This window comes from Pseudomonas sp. GCM10022186 (assembly GCF_042656385.1).
Taxonomy (GTDB): Bacteria; Pseudomonadota; Gammaproteobacteria; order Pseudomonadales; family Pseudomonadaceae; genus Metapseudomonas.
The window spans coordinates 101224-119430 of record NZ_JBHSOU010000025.1; the positions used below are offsets into that span (position 1 = coordinate 101224).

The 18207-nt window shown below is 57.0% G+C and carries 16 protein-coding genes and 1 pseudogene; 3 read left to right on the top strand and 14 right to left on the bottom strand.

Annotated elements, in window-relative coordinates; all coding sequences use genetic code 11:
• Nucleotides 1-28 precede the first annotated feature (28 nt).
• Complete coding sequence (locus tag ACFPU0_RS11720; RefSeq protein WP_377693162.1) at nt 29-1018, bottom strand: site-specific integrase; 990 nt, start codon at nt 1016-1018, stop codon at nt 29-31.
• A gap of 179 nt (nt 1019-1197) precedes the next feature.
• Here ACFPU0_RS11720 and ACFPU0_RS11725 point away from each other — a divergent pair, with 179 nt between their 5' ends.
• A complete protein-coding gene (locus ACFPU0_RS11725; protein WP_377693163.1) occupies nt 1198-2196 on the top strand; it encodes a DNA-binding protein in 999 nt (332 codons plus the stop codon).
• Between the two features lie 326 nt (nt 2197-2522).
• Here ACFPU0_RS11725 and ACFPU0_RS11730 read toward each other — a convergent pair whose 3' ends face one another.
• The 9 genes and pseudogenes from ACFPU0_RS11730 to ACFPU0_RS11770 all read right to left on the bottom strand — a co-directional run bounded on the left by ACFPU0_RS11730 (nt 2523) and on the right by ACFPU0_RS11770 (nt 14377).
• Nucleotides 2523-3815, bottom strand: a complete 1293-nt coding sequence (locus ACFPU0_RS11730; protein ID WP_377693164.1) for a hypothetical protein — start codon at nt 3813-3815, stop codon at nt 2523-2525.
• Nucleotides 3816-3831: 16 nt separating this feature from the next.
• Nucleotides 3832-4758, bottom strand: coding sequence for an ATP-binding protein (locus ACFPU0_RS11735; RefSeq protein WP_377693165.1), 927 nt, complete (start codon nt 4756-4758; stop codon nt 3832-3834).
• 34 nt (nt 4759-4792) lie between these two features.
• The gene (locus ACFPU0_RS11740; protein ID WP_377693166.1) at nt 4793-6715 is read right to left on the bottom strand and encodes a hypothetical protein; all 1923 of its coding nucleotides are present in this window, start codon (nt 6713-6715) and stop codon (nt 4793-4795) included.
• The gene (locus tag ACFPU0_RS11745; RefSeq protein ID WP_377693167.1) at nt 6712-7374 is read right to left on the bottom strand and encodes a hypothetical protein; all 663 of its coding nucleotides are present in this window, start codon (nt 7372-7374) and stop codon (nt 6712-6714) included. Before ACFPU0_RS11745 ends, ACFPU0_RS11740 begins: the two co-directional genes overlap by 4 nt.
• 241 nt (nt 7375-7615) lie before the next feature.
• Nucleotides 7616-7990 (bottom strand): YgjP-like metallopeptidase domain-containing protein, encoded by a 375-nt coding sequence (locus ACFPU0_RS11750; RefSeq protein WP_377693168.1) that lies wholly within the window; start codon nt 7988-7990, stop codon nt 7616-7618.
• 40 nt (nt 7991-8030) lie between these two features.
• On the bottom strand, nt 8031-9413 hold the full coding sequence (locus ACFPU0_RS11755; RefSeq protein ID WP_377693169.1) for an FAD-binding oxidoreductase: 1383 nt from the start codon (nt 9411-9413) through the stop codon (nt 8031-8033).
• A 70-nt stretch (nt 9414-9483) separates the two neighbouring features.
• Entirely contained in the window at nt 9484-12690 is a 3207-nt protein-coding gene (locus ACFPU0_RS11760) for an ATP-binding protein (RefSeq protein ID WP_377693170.1), read from the bottom strand.
• 370 nt (nt 12691-13060) lie between these two features.
• Nucleotides 13061-13261 (bottom strand): annotated as a pseudogene (locus ACFPU0_RS11765) (transposase); the annotation flags it as partial.
• Between the two features lie 102 nt (nt 13262-13363).
• The gene (locus ACFPU0_RS11770) at nt 13364-14377 is read right to left on the bottom strand and encodes an FAD:protein FMN transferase (RefSeq protein WP_377693171.1); all 1014 of its coding nucleotides are present in this window, start codon (nt 14375-14377) and stop codon (nt 13364-13366) included.
• 261 nt (nt 14378-14638) lie between these two features.
• Between ACFPU0_RS11770 and rsxC the strand changes: the two genes are divergently transcribed.
• Both rsxC and ACFPU0_RS11780 read left to right on the top strand, forming a co-directional pair.
• On the top strand, nt 14639-16006 hold the full coding sequence (gene rsxC / locus ACFPU0_RS11775) for an electron transport complex subunit RsxC (RefSeq protein ID WP_377693172.1): 1368 nt from the start codon (nt 14639-14641) through the stop codon (nt 16004-16006).
• The gene (locus ACFPU0_RS11780) at nt 16003-16956 is read left to right on the top strand and encodes an RnfABCDGE type electron transport complex subunit D (protein WP_377693173.1); all 954 of its coding nucleotides are present in this window, start codon (nt 16003-16005) and stop codon (nt 16954-16956) included. The genes rsxC and ACFPU0_RS11780 overlap by 4 nt, the downstream gene beginning before the upstream one ends.
• Here the strand turns inward: ACFPU0_RS11780 and ACFPU0_RS11785 are convergent.
• From ACFPU0_RS11785 to ACFPU0_RS11800, 4 genes are read right to left on the bottom strand one after another with little or no spacing between them, the layout of a single operon-like run.
• Nucleotides 16948-17316: a hypothetical protein gene (locus ACFPU0_RS11785; RefSeq protein ID WP_377693174.1), complete on the bottom strand. Its 369-nt coding sequence runs from the start codon at nt 17314-17316 to the stop codon at nt 16948-16950. The genes ACFPU0_RS11780 and ACFPU0_RS11785 overlap by 9 nt on opposite strands.
• A 46-nt stretch (nt 17317-17362) precedes the next feature.
• Nucleotides 17363-17719 (bottom strand): YkgJ family cysteine cluster protein, encoded by a 357-nt coding sequence (locus ACFPU0_RS11790; RefSeq protein ID WP_377693175.1) that lies wholly within the window; start codon nt 17717-17719, stop codon nt 17363-17365.
• Entirely contained in the window at nt 17716-17907 is a 192-nt protein-coding gene (locus tag ACFPU0_RS11795) for a hypothetical protein (protein ID WP_377693176.1), read from the bottom strand. The genes ACFPU0_RS11790 and ACFPU0_RS11795 overlap by 4 nt, the downstream gene beginning before the upstream one ends.
• Before the next feature lie 27 nt (nt 17908-17934).
• Complete coding sequence (locus ACFPU0_RS11800) at nt 17935-18165, bottom strand: hypothetical protein (protein ID WP_377693177.1); 231 nt, start codon at nt 18163-18165, stop codon at nt 17935-17937.
• Nucleotides 18166-18207 lie beyond the last annotated feature (42 nt).

The following is an 18207-nucleotide window of genomic DNA, read 5'->3' on the forward strand; positions in this document are numbered from 1 at the left end:
TTCACGACGCGACGGATACTCCGACTGGTCAACAACTTGGCGGAGCGCCTGGACTAGGCGGCCCCGGAACCTCCTCAGCCTCCAGACTTAGGGAGAACGGGCGCAGTTGCCCGGGAAATATTCCGGTGCTATCCACGTAGCGCAGTGCCGATTTGGCGTCGCGCCAACCGACATAGCCCATCAACGCCTTCTGATCCCAGCCACTGCGGGTGGCCCAAGTGGCGAAACCACGGCGTAACGAATGGCTGCTGTACAGCTCGGCCGGCAGTCCGGCGCCCTTCAATACTGACCGCAGCAGCGGAATCACGCTGTGGGGGTGCAGCCCCTGCTCGCTCAGATGGCCCCAGCGATCAATCCCACGGAACACCGGTCCGCGGGCGATACCGGCGACGCTGATCCAGTCGCTGTAGGCCTGCGCCGGACACAAGCGGGCCAGGGCCGGCGCCTGATAGGTCTGCCCCTGATTGTCGCGATCACCCTTGCTCCAGGGCAGGAACAATTGCATGCCCTCTCCCGGCCGCACCTGGATGTGCTCGATCTGCAGGCGGCACAACTCGTCGCTGCGGAAGGCACGCCAGAAGCCAATCAGCAGCAGGGCGCGGTCGCGCCAACAGCGAAGCAGACGCGCCAGGTTGCCCTCGGCACGCGCTTTCTCCCCTGCCCTTTCCAGCCAGGCCACGCACTGTTCCAGCTCGCGCAGCTGCAGCGGCTCGGCCTGTTTGTCCGGTTTCGGGTGCAGGGTGCGAATGCCCTTCAGCACCTGGCGCACCAGCGGCGTCTTGGTCGGGTCAGGGAAACCCTGACTGACATGCCACTGCGCCAGGGCGGCCAGGCGCAACTTCAGCGTGCTGCTGGCCAGGCTGCCGGCGTGGTCGACCAGATAGCGCACAACGGCGTCACTGGTGGCCGGCAGGAAACCGCCCCAGCTCACCTCGAAGTGCTCGATCGCCTGCTTGTAGCTGCGCCGGGTATTGGCCCGGGTCCCGGCCTGCAGGTAGCGCTCCACGTCGTGATTCACCGCCCCTCCCCACCCTGGCGTACTGGTTTTCGACCGCAAACCCGCAGAAAAGCATCTTAACATTGGATAATTCGTGATTATCCAATACTAATTCATGCGTCATCTAGCGTGAAATAGACACTCAAAATAGAATGTAAATACATGGTATGTATACCAGTACGAAATCGTAGGAGACTGACATGGCCCGTGGCGGTATCAACAAGGCGGTAGTGCAAAAGGCGCGTACCGCCCTCCTCGCCCGCGGCGAGCACCCGAGCATCGATGCGGTGCGGGTCGAGCTGGGCAATACCGGCTCGAAAACCACCATTCACCGCTACCTGAAAGAACTGGAAGATGCCGATCACGGCCGGGGGGCAGCGTCGGCGCCTCTCAGTGATCAACTGGCGAATCTCGTCGCACAGATGGCCACGCAGTTGCAGGACGAAGCGCGCGCCGCCGTGGCCAAGGAGCGTGAGCAATTGGCCCAGGAGCGCCGCGGTTACCACGACCAGATTCACCAACTGGAGATTCGTAACCAGCAGCTGGAAACGTCCTACGCCACTCTCACCGAGCAGTTACAGGTCGCGCAGCAGGGATTGCAGCAGGAACAGCAGTTACGTCAGCTGGCGGACGTCGAGGTAGCGCGGCTGCAGCAGGCGGAGCACGACCAAGAAGCCCGCCTGCAGGACCGCGAGGGGCAGATTCGTTCGCTGGAGGAGAAGCATCAACATGCCCGGGATGCTCTGGAGCACTTCCGGCAGGCCAGCAAGGATCAGCGCGAGCAAGATCAGCGCCGGCACGAAAGCCAGGTACAACAACTCCAAGTGGAGTTGCGGCAGTTGCAGCAGACTCTAATCATCAAGCAAGACGAACTCACTCTGCTGAACCGTGACAACGCCCGCCTGCTGACTGAGGCCCGTCAGCAGCAGAAGGAGGCGCAGGCCTTGGAACGGCAATTGGAACAGAACCGGCAATCTCTAGCAGACGGCCAGCGCACATGGACCTACATCGAGCAGGCGAACAGTGCCTTACGGGAGCGCTGCGATACGCTTCAAGGTGAAGTAATGCGTCTGAGCGAAACCAGAGACACCCAAGTCCAGCAGGTGCAGAGCCTCCAGGAACGATTGGTAGAGGCCCTCACGCAATTGAAGCTCCTTGGCCATCCTCTGACGGATACCGCCAGCGCAATTCAGACCTGAGCTGGCGCCGAGACTGCGAATAAGTGCCAAGGTGCAGATGTCACACCTCTACGAACGCACCTGGGCCGTGATGCAACCCCGTGATTGTTGTGATGCATCTAAATTTCAAGTAGAGAAATTCGGCGAAGAGTTGGAGGCACAATTACTGCATGCTCAAAGCTACAAGAGGTCTTGTAGTGATTACCACACAATTGACGCTATTGGAGTATGTCCTGAACGGATATAGAAAGGTTGCTGGTGACGCTTGATTCCGCTTTCCCTCGCTGACACTACTGCGCAGCTTCTGTCTTGCCCGTGAGTCTACGATACAGCCAGGCCCCTCTAAATTAATTGTCTATTTCCAAGCGGAGGCGCCCTGTTTTACCATCACGAATGAGGTGCCGATTGGCATCTATCTCTAGCGGATAAAGGCAGTTCACTCGCCCCCAAAAACTTGATCTCCTCACAAAAACAAGGTTTCCACCACGGGTAAATCTGTCAATAATATTCGTGCCTCTCATTTGTATTTCCTTGCTTTCACCTAGATCTAACGCGAGTTGTATTTCCCCTAACAATCCAAGAAATAAAATACGAATAAGCCTTCCCTGAGCGGTAATTGGCATATTACAGAAAGAAGCATGTCTCATAAAAAAGTCAAAACAAGATTTTGATGGCGAAACACTTGTTGGTGTCGGCCACCACTCACAGGCGGCACCAAGGCGCAAAAGAGAATATGCTAAAGCTAGGGGGCATAGTGCGCATCGCCTATCTATTCCATCCGAGTAGGCCAGGAGGCTATCCACCTCACTGAAACACTCCTTGTGCCTACCTAGATATTGATTTTCTATTTCAATGAAGAACAATGCTAACTCGTTACGCCAAACGTGATAGTCATCGAAGCCATAAGCCTGACCACTATCTATAGATCCTATGTCAATCCAACTCCCCCGATAGGAGCAAATATTTGATGAAAAAGTATCGCGCGGGGATTTCACGCCAAGTAATTTCTCAAGAGAATAGGTAAGCTCATTTGAAGGCCCAGAGATCTTCTCAAGCCGAAAGTAATCCTTGCAGACACCAGAGCCTGATAATGCCCTTCTGTATATCCCTGAGTACCAATTTGAAATTATCTTTCCTGACCTGTATATCTCGTAATTTAACATCTTGTCATTCCGAAAGGCTAGTTGGGCCCTCGGCTCAATAATTTCAAATCCACAGGAATTGCATTTCCCTGCCTTACATCCTTCCGTGAATTCGTATACACACTTTGAGCAAGCATGCATCAACTCTAAATTGTGTATATGACACTTGTTGACACCTTTTAACATCCAAAACACACTGTGGTAGCCGATCTCGGAGCAGCGCTCACAGAATTTCAATTCCCGTCGCGGCATGACAAGTAAGAAGTCGGGGCAATAACTCGAAGGGTAATGCAGTTCCACCTGATGATATTTGCACCCGGGTAATACACTCAGATCGCGCGGAATCCTCGTAAGAAAGGCTTCGTAGCGAAAGCTAGATTTTCCTATTTCCCTTGCAAAGTCATAAGTAGAAAGGTAATTAATCTTTCTAATACCCCACAATATTCCAGCTACGGATTCGTAAGGATAGGCTCCATTTTTGTAGAATGCAAAGCGCATAGCGGCTTACTCATTTCTACTCTTTTTTTCGACAGAATTCCTCTAAGCCACTTTCTTTAATGGCTTCGAGGATTAATGACTTTGTAATGGTAAAAGTTTCAGAGTCATTTCTCTCCCCAACCAGGAGGATGAATTTTAGGCACATCATAAAATGTTCCATAGGGAGATTTTTGTAATATTTGCCGGTGGCTACCGCGTTCAGTTCCTTCCACAGCACTCCCGATAATTTCCCCAATCTGAACCCGCACCCGAAGGCCTGGGGAATAAACGCCTGCGTATATGTGATTCCGGACCCTGGAGGGAACTCAGAGTTCTGATCATAATATTCCAGAACCACTCTTATATCCTGCTCCGATCTCAGACCATTGAAAGGTATAATTTCACTCATGAATCTGGCAATTATCTGTTGCTGTTCGCTCCTCGATAGATCACTTCTGATATCCTCTATTTCTGGCATAGCAAAAGAGATTACTGTCATCCTTACTCTCCTTTCATCCAGGGCGTTGTAAAGGTCGGCAAGTTGATAGAAGTCATCGCAATTAAATCGCTGAAGTTCGTCTATCAATAAGATCAGTTGATTTCTCCCATGGTCGCGCATATTAAATTCCAGGCGTTCGACCACCATCTGAAAAATCTTCAGCCTAGTATCGCGAACTTTTGGCTTGACGCCCAGAACAAATGCAAGTTGCTGGATAATAGTTGCCTTACTGTTGCCCTCTCGATTAACAGCGGCCAGCCTCAACACGTAAGCACGAGGGCACGTGATTTTTGTTTGTTTCTCTAAAATGTCGCAACACCGAGTCTTTCCGAGCCTAGAAGGCCCCACAAAAATGACCCCAGTCTTCCGCATATACATTTTGAATGACGCAATTGAGCATATCCTGGCCACTTCAGTAGAAGACATCCAGAAATAAGTATGTACTACGGGGTGTTCCTCTTCCATTGTTTAATCTCATCTGCATGATTTAAGTCGACACTTAATCAACCCCTTCGCCGGGCTTAAGATTTATTAAATTCAATGCAACAATGTCACTCCACTGGGAAGAGATATCCTCCTCCTTAGGATCACTCTCGCAATCTTCTTTTGGCCCACCCCCATTTTCTTCTCTCATTCTTGCCAGTTCTAGATTGTTTTTCTTAGAGCGATTCTCTTGAAGGTTCCTATTCCACGCGGAAACAATGTCATCACCTTGATGTACTGAAAATTCTTTTTTCCTTTTCGCCCTATTGATAATCTTCCTGGTTGTTACGCTGTGCGCGGTACGCGCCCATCCAGAAGAGACCAGCAGAGTATCAAAAAAGACGCCATCTTCTGTGTATGCCTCCAGCTCTCGATAGTCTTCTGGATTTATCTTAATCCACAGCCTCGTTGAAATCCGACTTGATGCGCTTGAGAGTTTGTTGCTAGTGTAAGTCGCCCCGTCCGTCTCTATATAAGGGCGCGTGCCTTTTTTAATATTTCCACGCACCATGCAGAGTTTCCAGATACTACTAAGCTGTGATACGGCTACGTAGTTATCTGTTATTTTTGGCCATACAAGACGACCATCTCGCAGATAATCCCCCATGATCTCTATTGGGCTTTTGGAGTAACACCAGCCACTTCGCGGAGTGGTGTTGTATGCGGCAATATATACGTCCAGAGCCTCCTCAAGAGCATCAACCTCTATTTCATATTTAACTGCGTTCTCTTCAGGGGTGTCTGCTCGTCCTGAATAAGGATTGCTTCCGGTTGTTGATGGAATTTGATGTATGAATTTGCTCGCTACTTGCTTGAAGAGATTCTCCACCTCCGTCCTGCGCTCAGGCCTTTTAAGCTGACCGAAGTTCAATGCAAAACAAATCCTATCCAGGACGAGATCATGCACTCTTCCAGCGTGATGCTGCATGGCATTATCTAGCGATACACTCCCCCATACCATGCACTTAGACTCAGGAAGGAGATAACCAGGCATTCCGGATCCGGGTAAATACTCAAGCCCAGATTTTTCAAGTTTTTCCTTTGGCTTCCAACTACCAAGGAAGGCGCGAATGATAACGTCTGCAATGTCTTCTGCGCGAACCTCACTCGAATAGCAGGTTTTTCTTGCTAGTACTGAGGTGGTCCTCGTATCCACTGCCGCAATCATCCAGAATCTGCTAACGATATCTGTTACCGTAATAGACTGCTCCGGGTAAATTCTTAGGGCTGCGTAGCCATCGATTTTGTATGAATCTATTTGAACCACGTCAAACGGGTGTGCTGCTTGTATTAGTCTCTCGTCTCCCGTGCCTACCTTAGAATGCAGGTAAGCGTCACTGCCTCCGAGTACTCTTGCCGACCTCGCTAAATCACTTTCCAATATCTTATTTATGTAGCCAAGTATAGTTCTTCGTCCACGTGACGCCTCATTGAACGGCCACTCATCATCGGTAACTCCATACGCTTTCAATAGCGCATAAAAATCGGCACACATTAGTGACTTGCTTGTTTTCTTTCCCTCTACGAAGTTCTCCGTTTTCCCAAGAACCAAGTTTTGAAATTCAACTTCCAAGCCAAGGTGGTTTCTCAGTGTTAGTCCAAGAACTCCACTATACCCACCCTGCTGTTCGGACCTCTTCTTTAGCGGGGCAGTCTTGCGCTGATAGGGCTTCAGATGCGTTCCTGACAAAAATGCCAGTTCGCCACAATACAGCCCTTCGTCGTTGAGAGTTGTGTACCTAGAGTACAACTTAGATAGCGCAGATGGTTTTATTCCTGTTTCTTTCTCAACCTCCACGTATGTATGCCCATTCAGTAGAAGTTGGATTGCCACTTTTTTTGAGTGAAAAGCCTGTCTCTTGCCCTCTTCTAAGAGATCTGGATTTACTCTCAGGAAACCAATTCTTTCTATTTGCTCACGTGAAACTATCTTTTTCATGTGAGCGCCCATCCCGTCTCTTTGTAAAACGGGCTTTCACTGAACTCTAATGCAATCTTACCTTTCGAGAATTCACTGAAAAAAAGATAAAGTGAAAGACTCTGTTCATAGGAAAGTGTTGCCGAAATATAAGATCTAAGCGTCCCACTTCTGTGTTCCGAGAAATATTTCTCGGCAACCAACCTCAAACTGTCTGGAATCTGGAATTTTCTGCCAAAAGATAAGAGATTTGCCACGCGCAGAAGTGGCAAAATTTTGCTTTTTTGAGGAAAAAGATCAATATCGGTGTATTCGCGATATGAACAACCCTGAGTCAGAGCGAGTTGCTTCGCTCTATCTAGTCGTACAGTTTCTTTTGTCGTGTCGCTGCCTGACGCTGTTCTGACCAACTGCCATTCTGGACGCCCTTCTTTGTAGAAAGACTCCGCACTTAAAACTATTTTTTCGATAGAATTATCAACCCTGATCTCTTTGACGATTGAGCCAAGGTTGAAGTCGATAACCGACGGATTGAATTCTAGATTGATGAGCCAATGAGCGAGTTCTCGATCACTTGATAGTACAACGATCTTGTCGGTCTTGGCGCTGTAAGCTTTCCAAATGTTTCCTTTTGCCAAGCCTCGCTTGGTAAAATACGCAGTTCTGTTTTTCTTTGGCATACCCCACCCAATTTAGCTAATGAACGGGCGGATATGCTTATCCTGGCTAGATTCCATTCTCTGGCGCATTCCAAGAGTGACCCTAGCTCATACTCCTGAAGGCTTATATTCTATTTTGCGATAAGCATTCTATTTTAGATATCGCTCACGGTAGCCAGGGGATTTTCCATAATTAGTTCGCGTTGATCTGTTGTGCATCTAACGAGCAGCTGTCGGCCTGAAGTAAAATCAGGTAAGCTCTTCATGGCAATTCTAAAAAAAATCGATAAGATTCGAGCGCATATAGAAATATTCTTCGCGCTGAACTGTAGAGAATTACTTCGCCGCCCTTGTCCAGCAGCTCGGGAATGAATTTTTTCAGCTCTGCACAGTAAAAGGCACGCAGGATTTCCTGCTTTCTCTCCGGTGTGGTGCCGGGGCGCACGATCAGATCAATCGAAGCCTTGCCCGTTAGGATCAGCCTGGGTGCACCACCCTCCTCTATTACCCTGAGCCGATACCGCTGCCCCAGGAAATAATGGCTCGCACCACTCACCATACGCCGCTGGGATTGCCTGGGCTGGGCCTGAAACTTCGCCAGCTGGCGCTTGATCCAGCCCAGCTCTTGTATAGCCATCAATCAGTCATCTCACTGCGCCGTCCGAAAGCCATGATGTTCAACTCCCTTTCGCCGGGACAATGTTCTGGTTGATATGGAAGAAGTTGTCCGGGTCATAGGTCGCCTTCACGGCTGCGAGGCGCTCGTAGTTGGCGCCATAGTTTGCGGGGGCACGGTGATCGTCGTCGCTGGACATGAAGTTGACGTAGCCCCCATCGCCGCCCGAGTGGGGATGAATAGCGGCGTAGTAGTCCCTCACCCACTTGATGTTGGCGTCGTTGTCGGCAGGGTCAGACCATATTCCTACAACTACTGGGGAAAAGGTCTTATCTCGATGCCCGAAGGCAGTCTCGTCGGCGCCGACCCGTTGAGCCGCACCGTTGATCGGATGGAGATGCATGCTCGAGCTTATGTGCGGTGTCTTCCTGCCGTGCTCGATGTGAGCAGCGATCGCCCCGTCAGTGAGTTCGGCGATGAAGTCGGCTTTCCAGTAGTGCTGCATGCCCTTCGGGACCAGGCCGTCAAAGGCGCTGTTGAGAGCCGGGAACGGCATAACGTCGACCTGCTCCACTTTCACTTCGGCAACCTCGCGTAGCGGCTGCAGTATCCGCTCAGCCTCGTCGTGTGGACCGTTCCAACAAACGACCAGTACGCAGAACAGATCCCCGACCCGGTCCCTGGGGATAAACGGCAGGTCAGGAGCTATCTGCCAGCCGAAAAAGCATCCGAGCTGCTCGGGCGCAACCGCAATGAATTCGCGGTAGCACTGCAGGACCGCCTCGGCATCCTCGAACTCGTAAAACAGCGGGCCGCCGACGATGTCACCGACCTCGTGGAGCTGAAACTCGAAGCTGGTGACCACGCCGAAATTGCCGCCGCCGCCGCGCAGGGCCCAGAACAATTCTTCGTTCTGGTAATCGCTCGCGGTGACCTGTCGGCCATCGGCGAGGACGACATCGGCCGCCAGCAGATTGTCGATAGAGAGACCGCAGCCGCGGGTCAGATAGCCTATGCCGCCGCCCAGCGTCAGGCCGCCAACCCCAGTCGTCGAGATGATCCCGCCGGGCGCCGCCAGGCCGAACGGATAGGTAGCATGGTCGACATCTCCCCACGTCGCGCCGCCCCCAACCCGGGCGACCTTCTTGATTGGGTCAACCCGAACGTTTTTCATCTTCGACAGGTCGATGACTAGACCGTCTTCCACCGTGCCGAATCCAGGAACGCTGTGGCCCCCGCCACGAATTGCCACGTCGAGGCCGGCGTCGCGGCCAGCAGCGACCACGGCCATCACGTCGGCCGAATCCACGCACTGGATGACGGCGCGGGGCTTGCGGTCGTGCATGGCGTTGTAGACAGCGCGAGCCTCGTCGTAGTCAGAATCCGAGCGGGTGATGACACGACCCCGTACTGTTTTGGTCAACGTCTCGATTAGGTTGCTCATTGGGCACTCCCCTGCTCCGCTTCGTACAGGTACAAGGATGCACTCTCGAGCGTTCCGAAGGCGTTCCCTCTCAACCGGACTCGTTCAGAAGGCCGATTGCCGCCCGGAACGCCGGGAGATCATGGCCCGACGGAATAGTTGCGATGAGGTCCCCAAGTTGCTCGCGCAGTGTCTGATCGGGAAATCGACTGGCGAGGGAGTGAAGCGCCCGAAGCTCTAGCCAGCTAGCCCCTTGAGCGCTAGCGGTCTCGACGGCACGGCGCAGAGAAGCAGCGGCGGCCTCGGGTTCCCCGCTGCGGTAAGCCAGCTCACCATCCACTCGCCACAGCTCGGCCTCGAGATAGCGCTGGTTGCACCGGTGTGACCACGAGAGCCCCTCGCGGGTAGCAGCTCTCCCTTCGCGGAATTCGCCGAGCATACCGCGAGCCCGGGCGAGAAGAAGGAGTGTGTAGGTCAGGTGGAGAGTCTCTCCTTCGGTGCGCGAGCGCGCCACCGACTGCACGATCCTGTCAATACTTCCGGCCGCTCCCGCGCAGACGTCCAGCCAGCCCCGAAGGGCTTCCAGGACGACCATCAGGTAGCGCTCCGGAAGGCGTTTCCATACAAGGTCGGCGTCCGCGAGGAGCTCGGCGAGGCGGACGAGATCTTCGGATTGGTCCGCGAGGATCGCCGCGTAAGTGATGACGTACCCCAACGTCATCAGATGATCGAGTTCGACGGCGATCTTGAGTGCAGATCGAGCAGTCTGGTCGGCCCTGCCGGCATCTCCGGCCCACAGCTCGACGAGAGCCAGCCGTACCAGGCAAACAGCCTTCGGGTCCTGGGCATATAGCGCTAGGTGCTCGTCGCGATGGGATACGTCATAGGCTTCGATAGCGTCACCGAGATAGTGGTGTGCTCTGGCCAGATCACCCCGCCAGAACGCGCTCACGCCAAGGAGATATCGGCCCTCTATCCCGGCAATCGCGTCATGACGCTCATCCTCGAGGAGGGCTCGGGCGAGTTCATCGCAATCGTCGAAGTGGCAACCCTGCAGCCGGGCGAGGCCGAGACCACGGAGGACCGGCGGGTCCTCGGGTCTGTGAAGCTTGCGGCAAAGCGCAAGGGCTCGCTCGTAGAGTTGGTGCGCGCTGTTGGACCCGTAGCCCTCCAGGGCAACAAGGGGCGACCCGAAGGCGATCCGGATGTCGAGCTCAAGTGCATCGCGATCGGGTGACGCTGGCAGGTCGGCGAGCAGTGCGAGCGCCCGCCGAAACATGGTGACCGCTTCTTCGAGGGCCGACACAGCCACCGCTCGCCCCCCCGCCACGCGGTAGGCGTTGATGGCCGGTTCGACCATGCCGGCCTGATCGTAGTGGGCGGCAAGCTGCGGGCTGGCCGCGTCGATGTCTCTGTGGCGCTCGAGCGCGATCGCCTCGGCGACGGTGCGGTGGAGTTGACGTCGTCGAGCGGGGCTGACCATCTCCAGGGCAACCGCCCGAAGCTTGTCGTGACTGAAATCGTAGGTGAGTCCCTGATCTCGGATGATCCGATGACGCCAGAGTTCGTCGACATGATCAACGAGCTGGGGTTCATCGGTGCCAGAGGCCAAGACCAGCAGACCGACCGAGAAGGGCCGACCGATGACGGCCGCCACCTCGGTGAGGCGCCGGGCGCCGTCAGTCAGTTGGCCCAGGCGAGCGCGCAGCACCGCCCGCATCGTTGGTGTGAGCACAGCCTGACTTCCGTCAGTGGAAATTCCGGCTCGGAGCGCTTCGATGATAAAGAGCGGATTGCCTTCGGTCTCGCTCCAGAGTCGCGCCGCCAATTCCGGATCAATCGCGACTTCACCGCGTAGCCGAGCAGCGAGCCTCGCCGTGGTGGTTTCGTCGAGCCGATCGAGTGACAAGGTGGTCACTGCCTGGTCGTGGCCCAAGGCGTCCACGAGTCCAACGAGGGGATGATGCTGTGGGATCTCCTCCCACCGGACAGTACCGACGATAAGCACCGGTGCGCTATGTCCGGAGCGGACAACGAAACCGATCAATTCAATGGTTTCGGCGTCACACCACTGGAGGTCGTCGATGATCAGCAAGCGCGGACGGTCGCCAGCCACGATGGCTCGGCTTACGGCATCGAACAACCGATGGCGCTGAGCCACGTCGCCCGACCGTTTCGGTCCGGTTGGCCGGGAAACCTCGCGGAGTTCGGGCAGAAGACGAGCGAGCTCGGCCCGCCAGACCGTGTCGAGCGTGTCAATGTGGCTTCGGATGGCATCCGATCGGAGCAGGTCGACGACGGGCCCCCACGGCAGTCTACCCGCAGCCTCGTACGCACGAGCCGATGCCACCACGTAACCGTCTGCTCGAACGCGGCGGCCAAATTCCAGGGCAAGACGGGATTTTCCAATCCCTGGTTCCCCGGTCACCAGGAAGAGATGTGCCCCACCCTTCCGCGCGGTGTTCCACGCCTCGATGAGCTGGTTCCATTCGAGGTTGCGGCCGACGAAAGGAGATTCGGCGATGGGTAGATCCTTGCCCTGCACTTCGTCGCGGGTTGATGCGCCAGCTCGGAGCCGTTGGTAAATGGCCTCGATTGCCTTGCCAGGTGGCACCGCAAGGTCGCGCTCAAGCACCTCCGCGTACCGGTGGTAGGAGCGCAGCGCTGCGGCTCGATCGCCAAGCGCGAGATGCGCTTCCATTTGAATTAGAACAGCCGCTTCGTCGGTCGGCTCCAGGTCGATGATGCGTTGGGCGTGCCTGATCGTGGCTTTGTGGTTGTCGCGCCCCGCGGCCTCTTCTGTCAGTCGCACGAGAGCCTCATATGCCTCGGCTCGAAGCCTGGCTCGTTCGTCCAGGACCCAGTCCTCATAACAAGCTGGCAGGAGATCGCCCGAATAGAGGCGCGCGGCAAGCTCGAAATCACCGGCTGCCAAGGCATCACGGAAGCTCAGCACGTCGACCTCGGTCGGCCCGGTCGGAATCCAGCGTACAGTCTCGTTGTCGATCTCGACGAACTTATCGATATCGGGAAGAGAATGACGCAAGTCGTGGAGCAGCTTCCTGAGGTTGGTGCGCGCTTGACGCTCGTCAGAGTCGGGCCAGAGTTCGAACGCGAGCCGTGAGCGGTGCTGCGTGTCTCGCCGCAATGCGATCAACGCCAGAAACCGTTGCAAGCGAAGAGTGTTGAAGGCACGAAGAGGCCGGCCGTCCAGGATAATCTCGACTGCGCCAAGAAGCCGGATCTGTAGTCGCGCTGGCACTAGTTCGCGACCAACGCCACTCGTATCGCTCGGCATACGGCTCCCCTGGTTGCGCTGCACCTCTGAAAGTCCGTTATCCCCCCGCCGGCGCCCACACGCTGCTCTGCACGCCGAAAAGTGTCGACTCCGAGTTCCCGGGCTGGAACCGCGGGATTATGTTGCGGTGATCACACCCCGACAGCCCCAGTATTGTTGTACGTGTGTGCAAAATTTTAGCGGAGTTGACCTGCGACTTGAAGCGGAATGCCTGGACTTCCGGTTATGGCACAAAGCAGCAGCAGCTTGAATTTCCGCTTCGAATCGGACAGCGAAGTTACGCTCAGCGGGGCGGCTGATGCCTAAGTATCTATCCGTAAATAATGTTGATCGGCAGCCTGATCTTGCACAGCGCGATGATCGCCGCGGCCAACTGGTTGAGTTGGCAACCCGTAAGCAGCACATAAACAATGGCCTCGAACACCAAGCGGGCTGGTTTGGCGGGGCGTCCGGCACCGGCTTGGCGGCGATACTGCTTGGTGGGATCGCGCTCGGGCTGGGGGATCAGCGGCACCACCCGCCGCCAGAATTCGTCCGTGACTTCCCATGAACTGGCTTTCGGCTTGGGCATCGGCGACTCCCCTGTCGACTTCCTATGGACGTCGACAGAATAACCGTTATTTACGGATAAGCCCTTAGTGCTTGGTCAACCAGTAGGCGGGCTTTCCTTCAACTACTGCTTCTTCTCGCCCTGCCCGGGAAACAACGACTCGAATCGCGGCGTCGCCCGGGCAACGAAACCCTGCCCCTGGCGCATGATGAAATAGGCGGCGACGTCATGCCGCTCGGCGAAGGCATAGCCCTCATCCGGGCCGAGGACCATCAACAGCGTCGACAATCCATCGGCATGCAGCCCCGAAGGGTCGACCACCGTCACTGCCGCCAGCGCGTGCTTCACCGGCCTGCCGACACGTGGATCGAAGGTGTGCGAATAGCGCTGGCCACCTTCCTCGAAATAGTTGCGGTAGTCGCCGGAGGTGGAAACGCTGTAGCCATCCAGTGCAATGGCGCGCTCCACTTGCTGCTCGCTCCCGCCGCTCGGCACCTCCAGGGCGATGCGCCAGGGCGAACCATCCGGCTTGCGGCCGACCGCCCTGAGTTCGCCGGTGATCTCGACCAGATAGGCCTGGATCCCCAGGGCCGAAAGCCTATCGCCGACCCGATCCACCGCATAGCCGGCGACCATGCTGTCGAAATCCAGTTGCGCCGCCACATCCTTGCACAGCTTGTCGCCATCCAGGCGCAAGTGCTGGTGCCCTACCCGCGCCTGCTCCCGTTCCAGCGCGCTCGCATCCGGTACCTGCTCCCCCCGTGACTGCGGACCGAAGCCCCAGAGGTTCATCAATGGCAGCACCGTCAGGTCGAAAGCCCCGCCACTCTCTCGGGACAGAAACTCACCGTACTCCAGCAAGCGACGCATATCCTCCGGCACTGCCTGACAGCCGCCGGCCGGCAGATCGTTGAAGCGGGAAACCACGGAGTCGCCGCGCCAGCCGGAGAACTGCTGGTCGAGCGCCCCGAGTATCGTCTCGACTTCGGCCTTTACTCGCTGCGCGTCGGGCGTTTGCGCGGTGGGTATGTACCGGATCGAATACGTGCTCCCCATGGTCGGCCCGGAAAGCTGCTCGATCCGTTCGCCGCAGCCATACAGCAACGTCAACAGCATCACCAGCAGGCTTGCGCGCATCACTCGACACCTCACTGTTCCGGTCGCCCCATCGCGGCCTGACATCGTTCCGACGATCCCCCCGTGGGATGGCAATTGGCCTACCGTTCATCAGGGAATCTGCTCAAAAACTGAACAAAACCTCCCTTCGGTGCTCTTAGTCCCGTGAGTTATCGAGTGTCGCCCTCGCGTTTCGCTCAATTTTCCTGGAAGCAAAAAACCATCATGTGCATCCATCAGCGCATAGGGGAGTTTTTTGCCCAAAGAATTGGAGGACAGAACATGTCTAGCCATTCGTTGCAGAGCGTCGAGCGCCTGCAAAAGCCCTTCTTGCGCCGCCTGCTGGCCATCGCCTCACCCTCACAGCGTAGCTGGCACGGCGGGCTCAAGCTCAGAGGCTACAAGCAGTTATCCAACGCCACGCCGGTTGCCCCGATCGAAGTCGGGAACATACAGCTGGCCATCCCGCTCGAGCGGGGTCGCCGAAGTGTCCAGGCTTGCGTGCAGCCGGGACAGCATGTGCGCAAGGGCGAGGTGATCGGAATCGGCGATGACAACACCCCTTGGGTGCATGCCAGCACCTCCGGCATCGTGGAGCGGATTGATCTCGCCTTCGCGGCCGACTCGGCCGAGCCGGTCATGGCCGTCATTCTGAACGCAGATGGTCTGGATGAGTGGATCGAACGCCCGGTGCTGGGGCTGCCACAAACGCCCGAGGCGCTGGTCGAACGGGCATTGCAGATGGGCATCGTTGGCCTTGGTGGGGCGGGCTTCCCGACGGGCCTCAAGCTGGCCGGCGCCCAGCAGCCCGATCTGCTGCTGATCAACGGTGCCGAATGCGAACCCTTCCTTACTTGCGATGACCGTCTCATGCGCGAACGTGCCGAGGCGCTGATCGAGGTCGCCGACTATCTCGCCGCTCTGATGGGCGTAACGCTGACCCGCTTCGGTATCGAAACCAACAAACCTGAGGCGATGGCCTCGTTACGTGCCGCCGCTCGCCAGGCGCGCACCCCGGTCGAGATCTGTCCGCTGCCGGAGCGTTACCCGGCAGGAGGGCAGCCGTTGATGATCAAGAGCCTGAGTGGCCGCAACCTGGCGCCAGGGACCTTGCCCGCCGATATCGGCGTATTGGCGCTGAATGTCGCGACGCTCTACGCACTGGGACGGGCCGTCTTCCACTCCGAACCCCTTGTAAGACGCGTGCTGACGCTGACCGGGGACTGCGAGCGCCCCGGGAATGTCCTGGTGCCGGTGGGTTACCCGGTCAGTGCACTGCGCGAGATTGCCGGCGCGGCCCCCGAAGGCCAGTTGACCCAGGTCGGCGGCCCGATGATGGGACAGCCGCTGCCGGACCCCACTGCCGTCATCAGCAAGACCAGTAGTTGCCTGATATTCGGCGCCGAACGCTACCTGCCGGAACCCCGACCCGCAGGCAGTTGCATTCGCTGTACGCGCTGCGTGGATGTCTGCCCGATGTCGCTCAGACCGCTGGATCTCTACGATGCCGCCCAACGCCTCGACAAGGGCAGCCTGCAGGAACTGCGACTGGATGCCTGCATCGAATGCGGCAGCTGCAGCAGCACCTGTCCGAGCAATCTGCCGCTGCGCGAAACCTTCCGCCAGAGCAAGACGGAGCTGCGTGCATGAGCCTGATACGCCGTCCTACCCCGCACAAACTCCGCACGGTGATGCTGCTGGTCAGCTTGTGTCTCATGCCGGGCACCGCCCTGTACGCCTGGCAATTTGGCAGCGTGGTCTGGTTGCAGACCTTCTGGTGCGTGCTGCTCGCCCTGGGCTTCGAAGCCGCCCTGCTGCGCCTGCGCGGACAAAAGGTACGTGAGGGTTTGAGCGACCTGAGCTGGCTGGTGCTGGGCCTGATTCTGGCTCGGGCACTACCGCTGCTGGTGCCGCTGTGGATGATCGCCGTGGCCAGTTTTGCCGCTCTCGCCCTGTGCAAGCACGGCAGTGGCGGCCTCGGTCGCAACCGCCTCAACCCCGCCATGGTTGGCCTGGGGATCATCGCGATCTGCTTCTACCAGCAGTTGTACCCCGCGCCCTCGAACTATGCCCCCTGGACCCTCACCCTGGACGCCAAGGCGGTTCTTCTACAGCAGTTGCAGCTGGCGCCACGCCTTAACCTCGATGCGTTCGCCGGCGCCACGCAGTTGGCCAAGAACCAGTTCACACTGATCACCCCCAATCTGTCGGGGTACGGCTATATTGCCGGCGGTTTGATACTGGCTTTCCTGCGGGTGATCCGCATCGAGATTCCGCTGGCGATGCTCGCCAGCACCGTATTGCTGTGCCTGGCAGCCGGCCACACACCACAGGAAGCCGTGTACAACCTCAGTCTCGGTGGCTATCTCTTCACCGCCTTCTTTATCGCCACCGATCCGGTCACCAGTCCCAATACACGTGGCGGTCGCATCCTCTTCGGCGTGGCCATTGGCGCGGTGACTGAATTGATTCGCGAATTCGGACTTTATGCCGATGGTCTCTGCTTCGCCGTGCTGGCCGCCAACCTGCTGGTGCCGCAGATCGACCGGTTGGTGCTGCGCTTACAGCGCCCCTGGTACCACGCGAATACCTCACACTGAGAGCGCGCACAGCGCCGGGCCCGTGGGATGTGGCAGAGCGGAGCGCGGGAACCGGCAGCTCGCGCCAGCCAAGCGCGAAGACCAGACCGCAGGCAGGGCTCCCATGGCAACTCTTGCACTGCCCAGGCGCTGGGACAGGAATCCGCCAAGCAAGGTCCCGAGCGCTCCAACCCCGATCACACGGAATGACAACCCCGAGACGCCGAGTTCCGGGAAGCGCGTGGCCAATGGTGCATTCGCGACGATCAGGGGCACGATCGTCCAGAAGGTGTAGAACTCCCAAATGTGGCCGAAGTAACCCAGGGTGGCGGCACGAAACTCCCTGACCCTGAAGGCCGACAGCCCGCTCAAGCTGGTCATCGATCTGGATGAACACCTGGATCAAAATGCTCCTCGCGCTGGTCGGCTACACCAGCACTTGGCGGGTGCTGGCGATCAGTTCGTGCACCTGGCGTTCAACATGCGCCTCCGTCGGCGTTTCCGGTCCACGACCGCGCGGGCACGGCAAGCTCGGGGTAGTCCCGAATAGACGGCAGATCAAGGGGCGCTGCTCGTAGGCTTCGCAGCCCTGCGGACCGAGATGCACGCAATTCCATTGCGCCAGCGCCGCGTCATGCTCGGCGTCGCTTTTCACGGGTAGTCGTGACATTTCCTCGGAGGATGCGGTCACCGGCCCGCAGCAATCGTGGCAGCCGGGCTCGCAGGCGAAAGCCGGGATCTGCCGACGCAACTGGTCGATCTTTCGACTGGTCGTACAGCTCACTTGACTGGCCCGCCCGTGCCGCTGCCCACCGGGTGCGGATAGCGATGCGGCGCCTCGATCCGCTCCTTGAGCTTGGCCGCGAAATCCCTGGCGCAACGCTCGTGGCGAAACTGCACCCGGCGGATACCGAAGCGCACCGTCCAGAACTCTTCACTCTGGCTCGTTAGATGCTCGATTTTCACTGACATGACGGCGCCTCTAGATCGGCCTGCGGGTCAAAAATGGATTTCTGCGCTCTTGATCCCCAGGTCGCGCAGTTCATGGATCAGGTCGTCCAGGTGCGCAAACGACTCGACCTCTTCGTTGTCATCGACCAGGAAAAAGCTCCTTCCGGCGTTCTTCTTGAAGAACACGATCCACTCTTTGGTGTTGGTGGGATTGGCGATCACATGGGTGTCGAAGGATATGCCTTCGGCATGCCGGGCCTTTACATCGTTTCGCTTCATTCAAGTCACCACGCTACGTCTGCGCTCGCACATTTCTACACA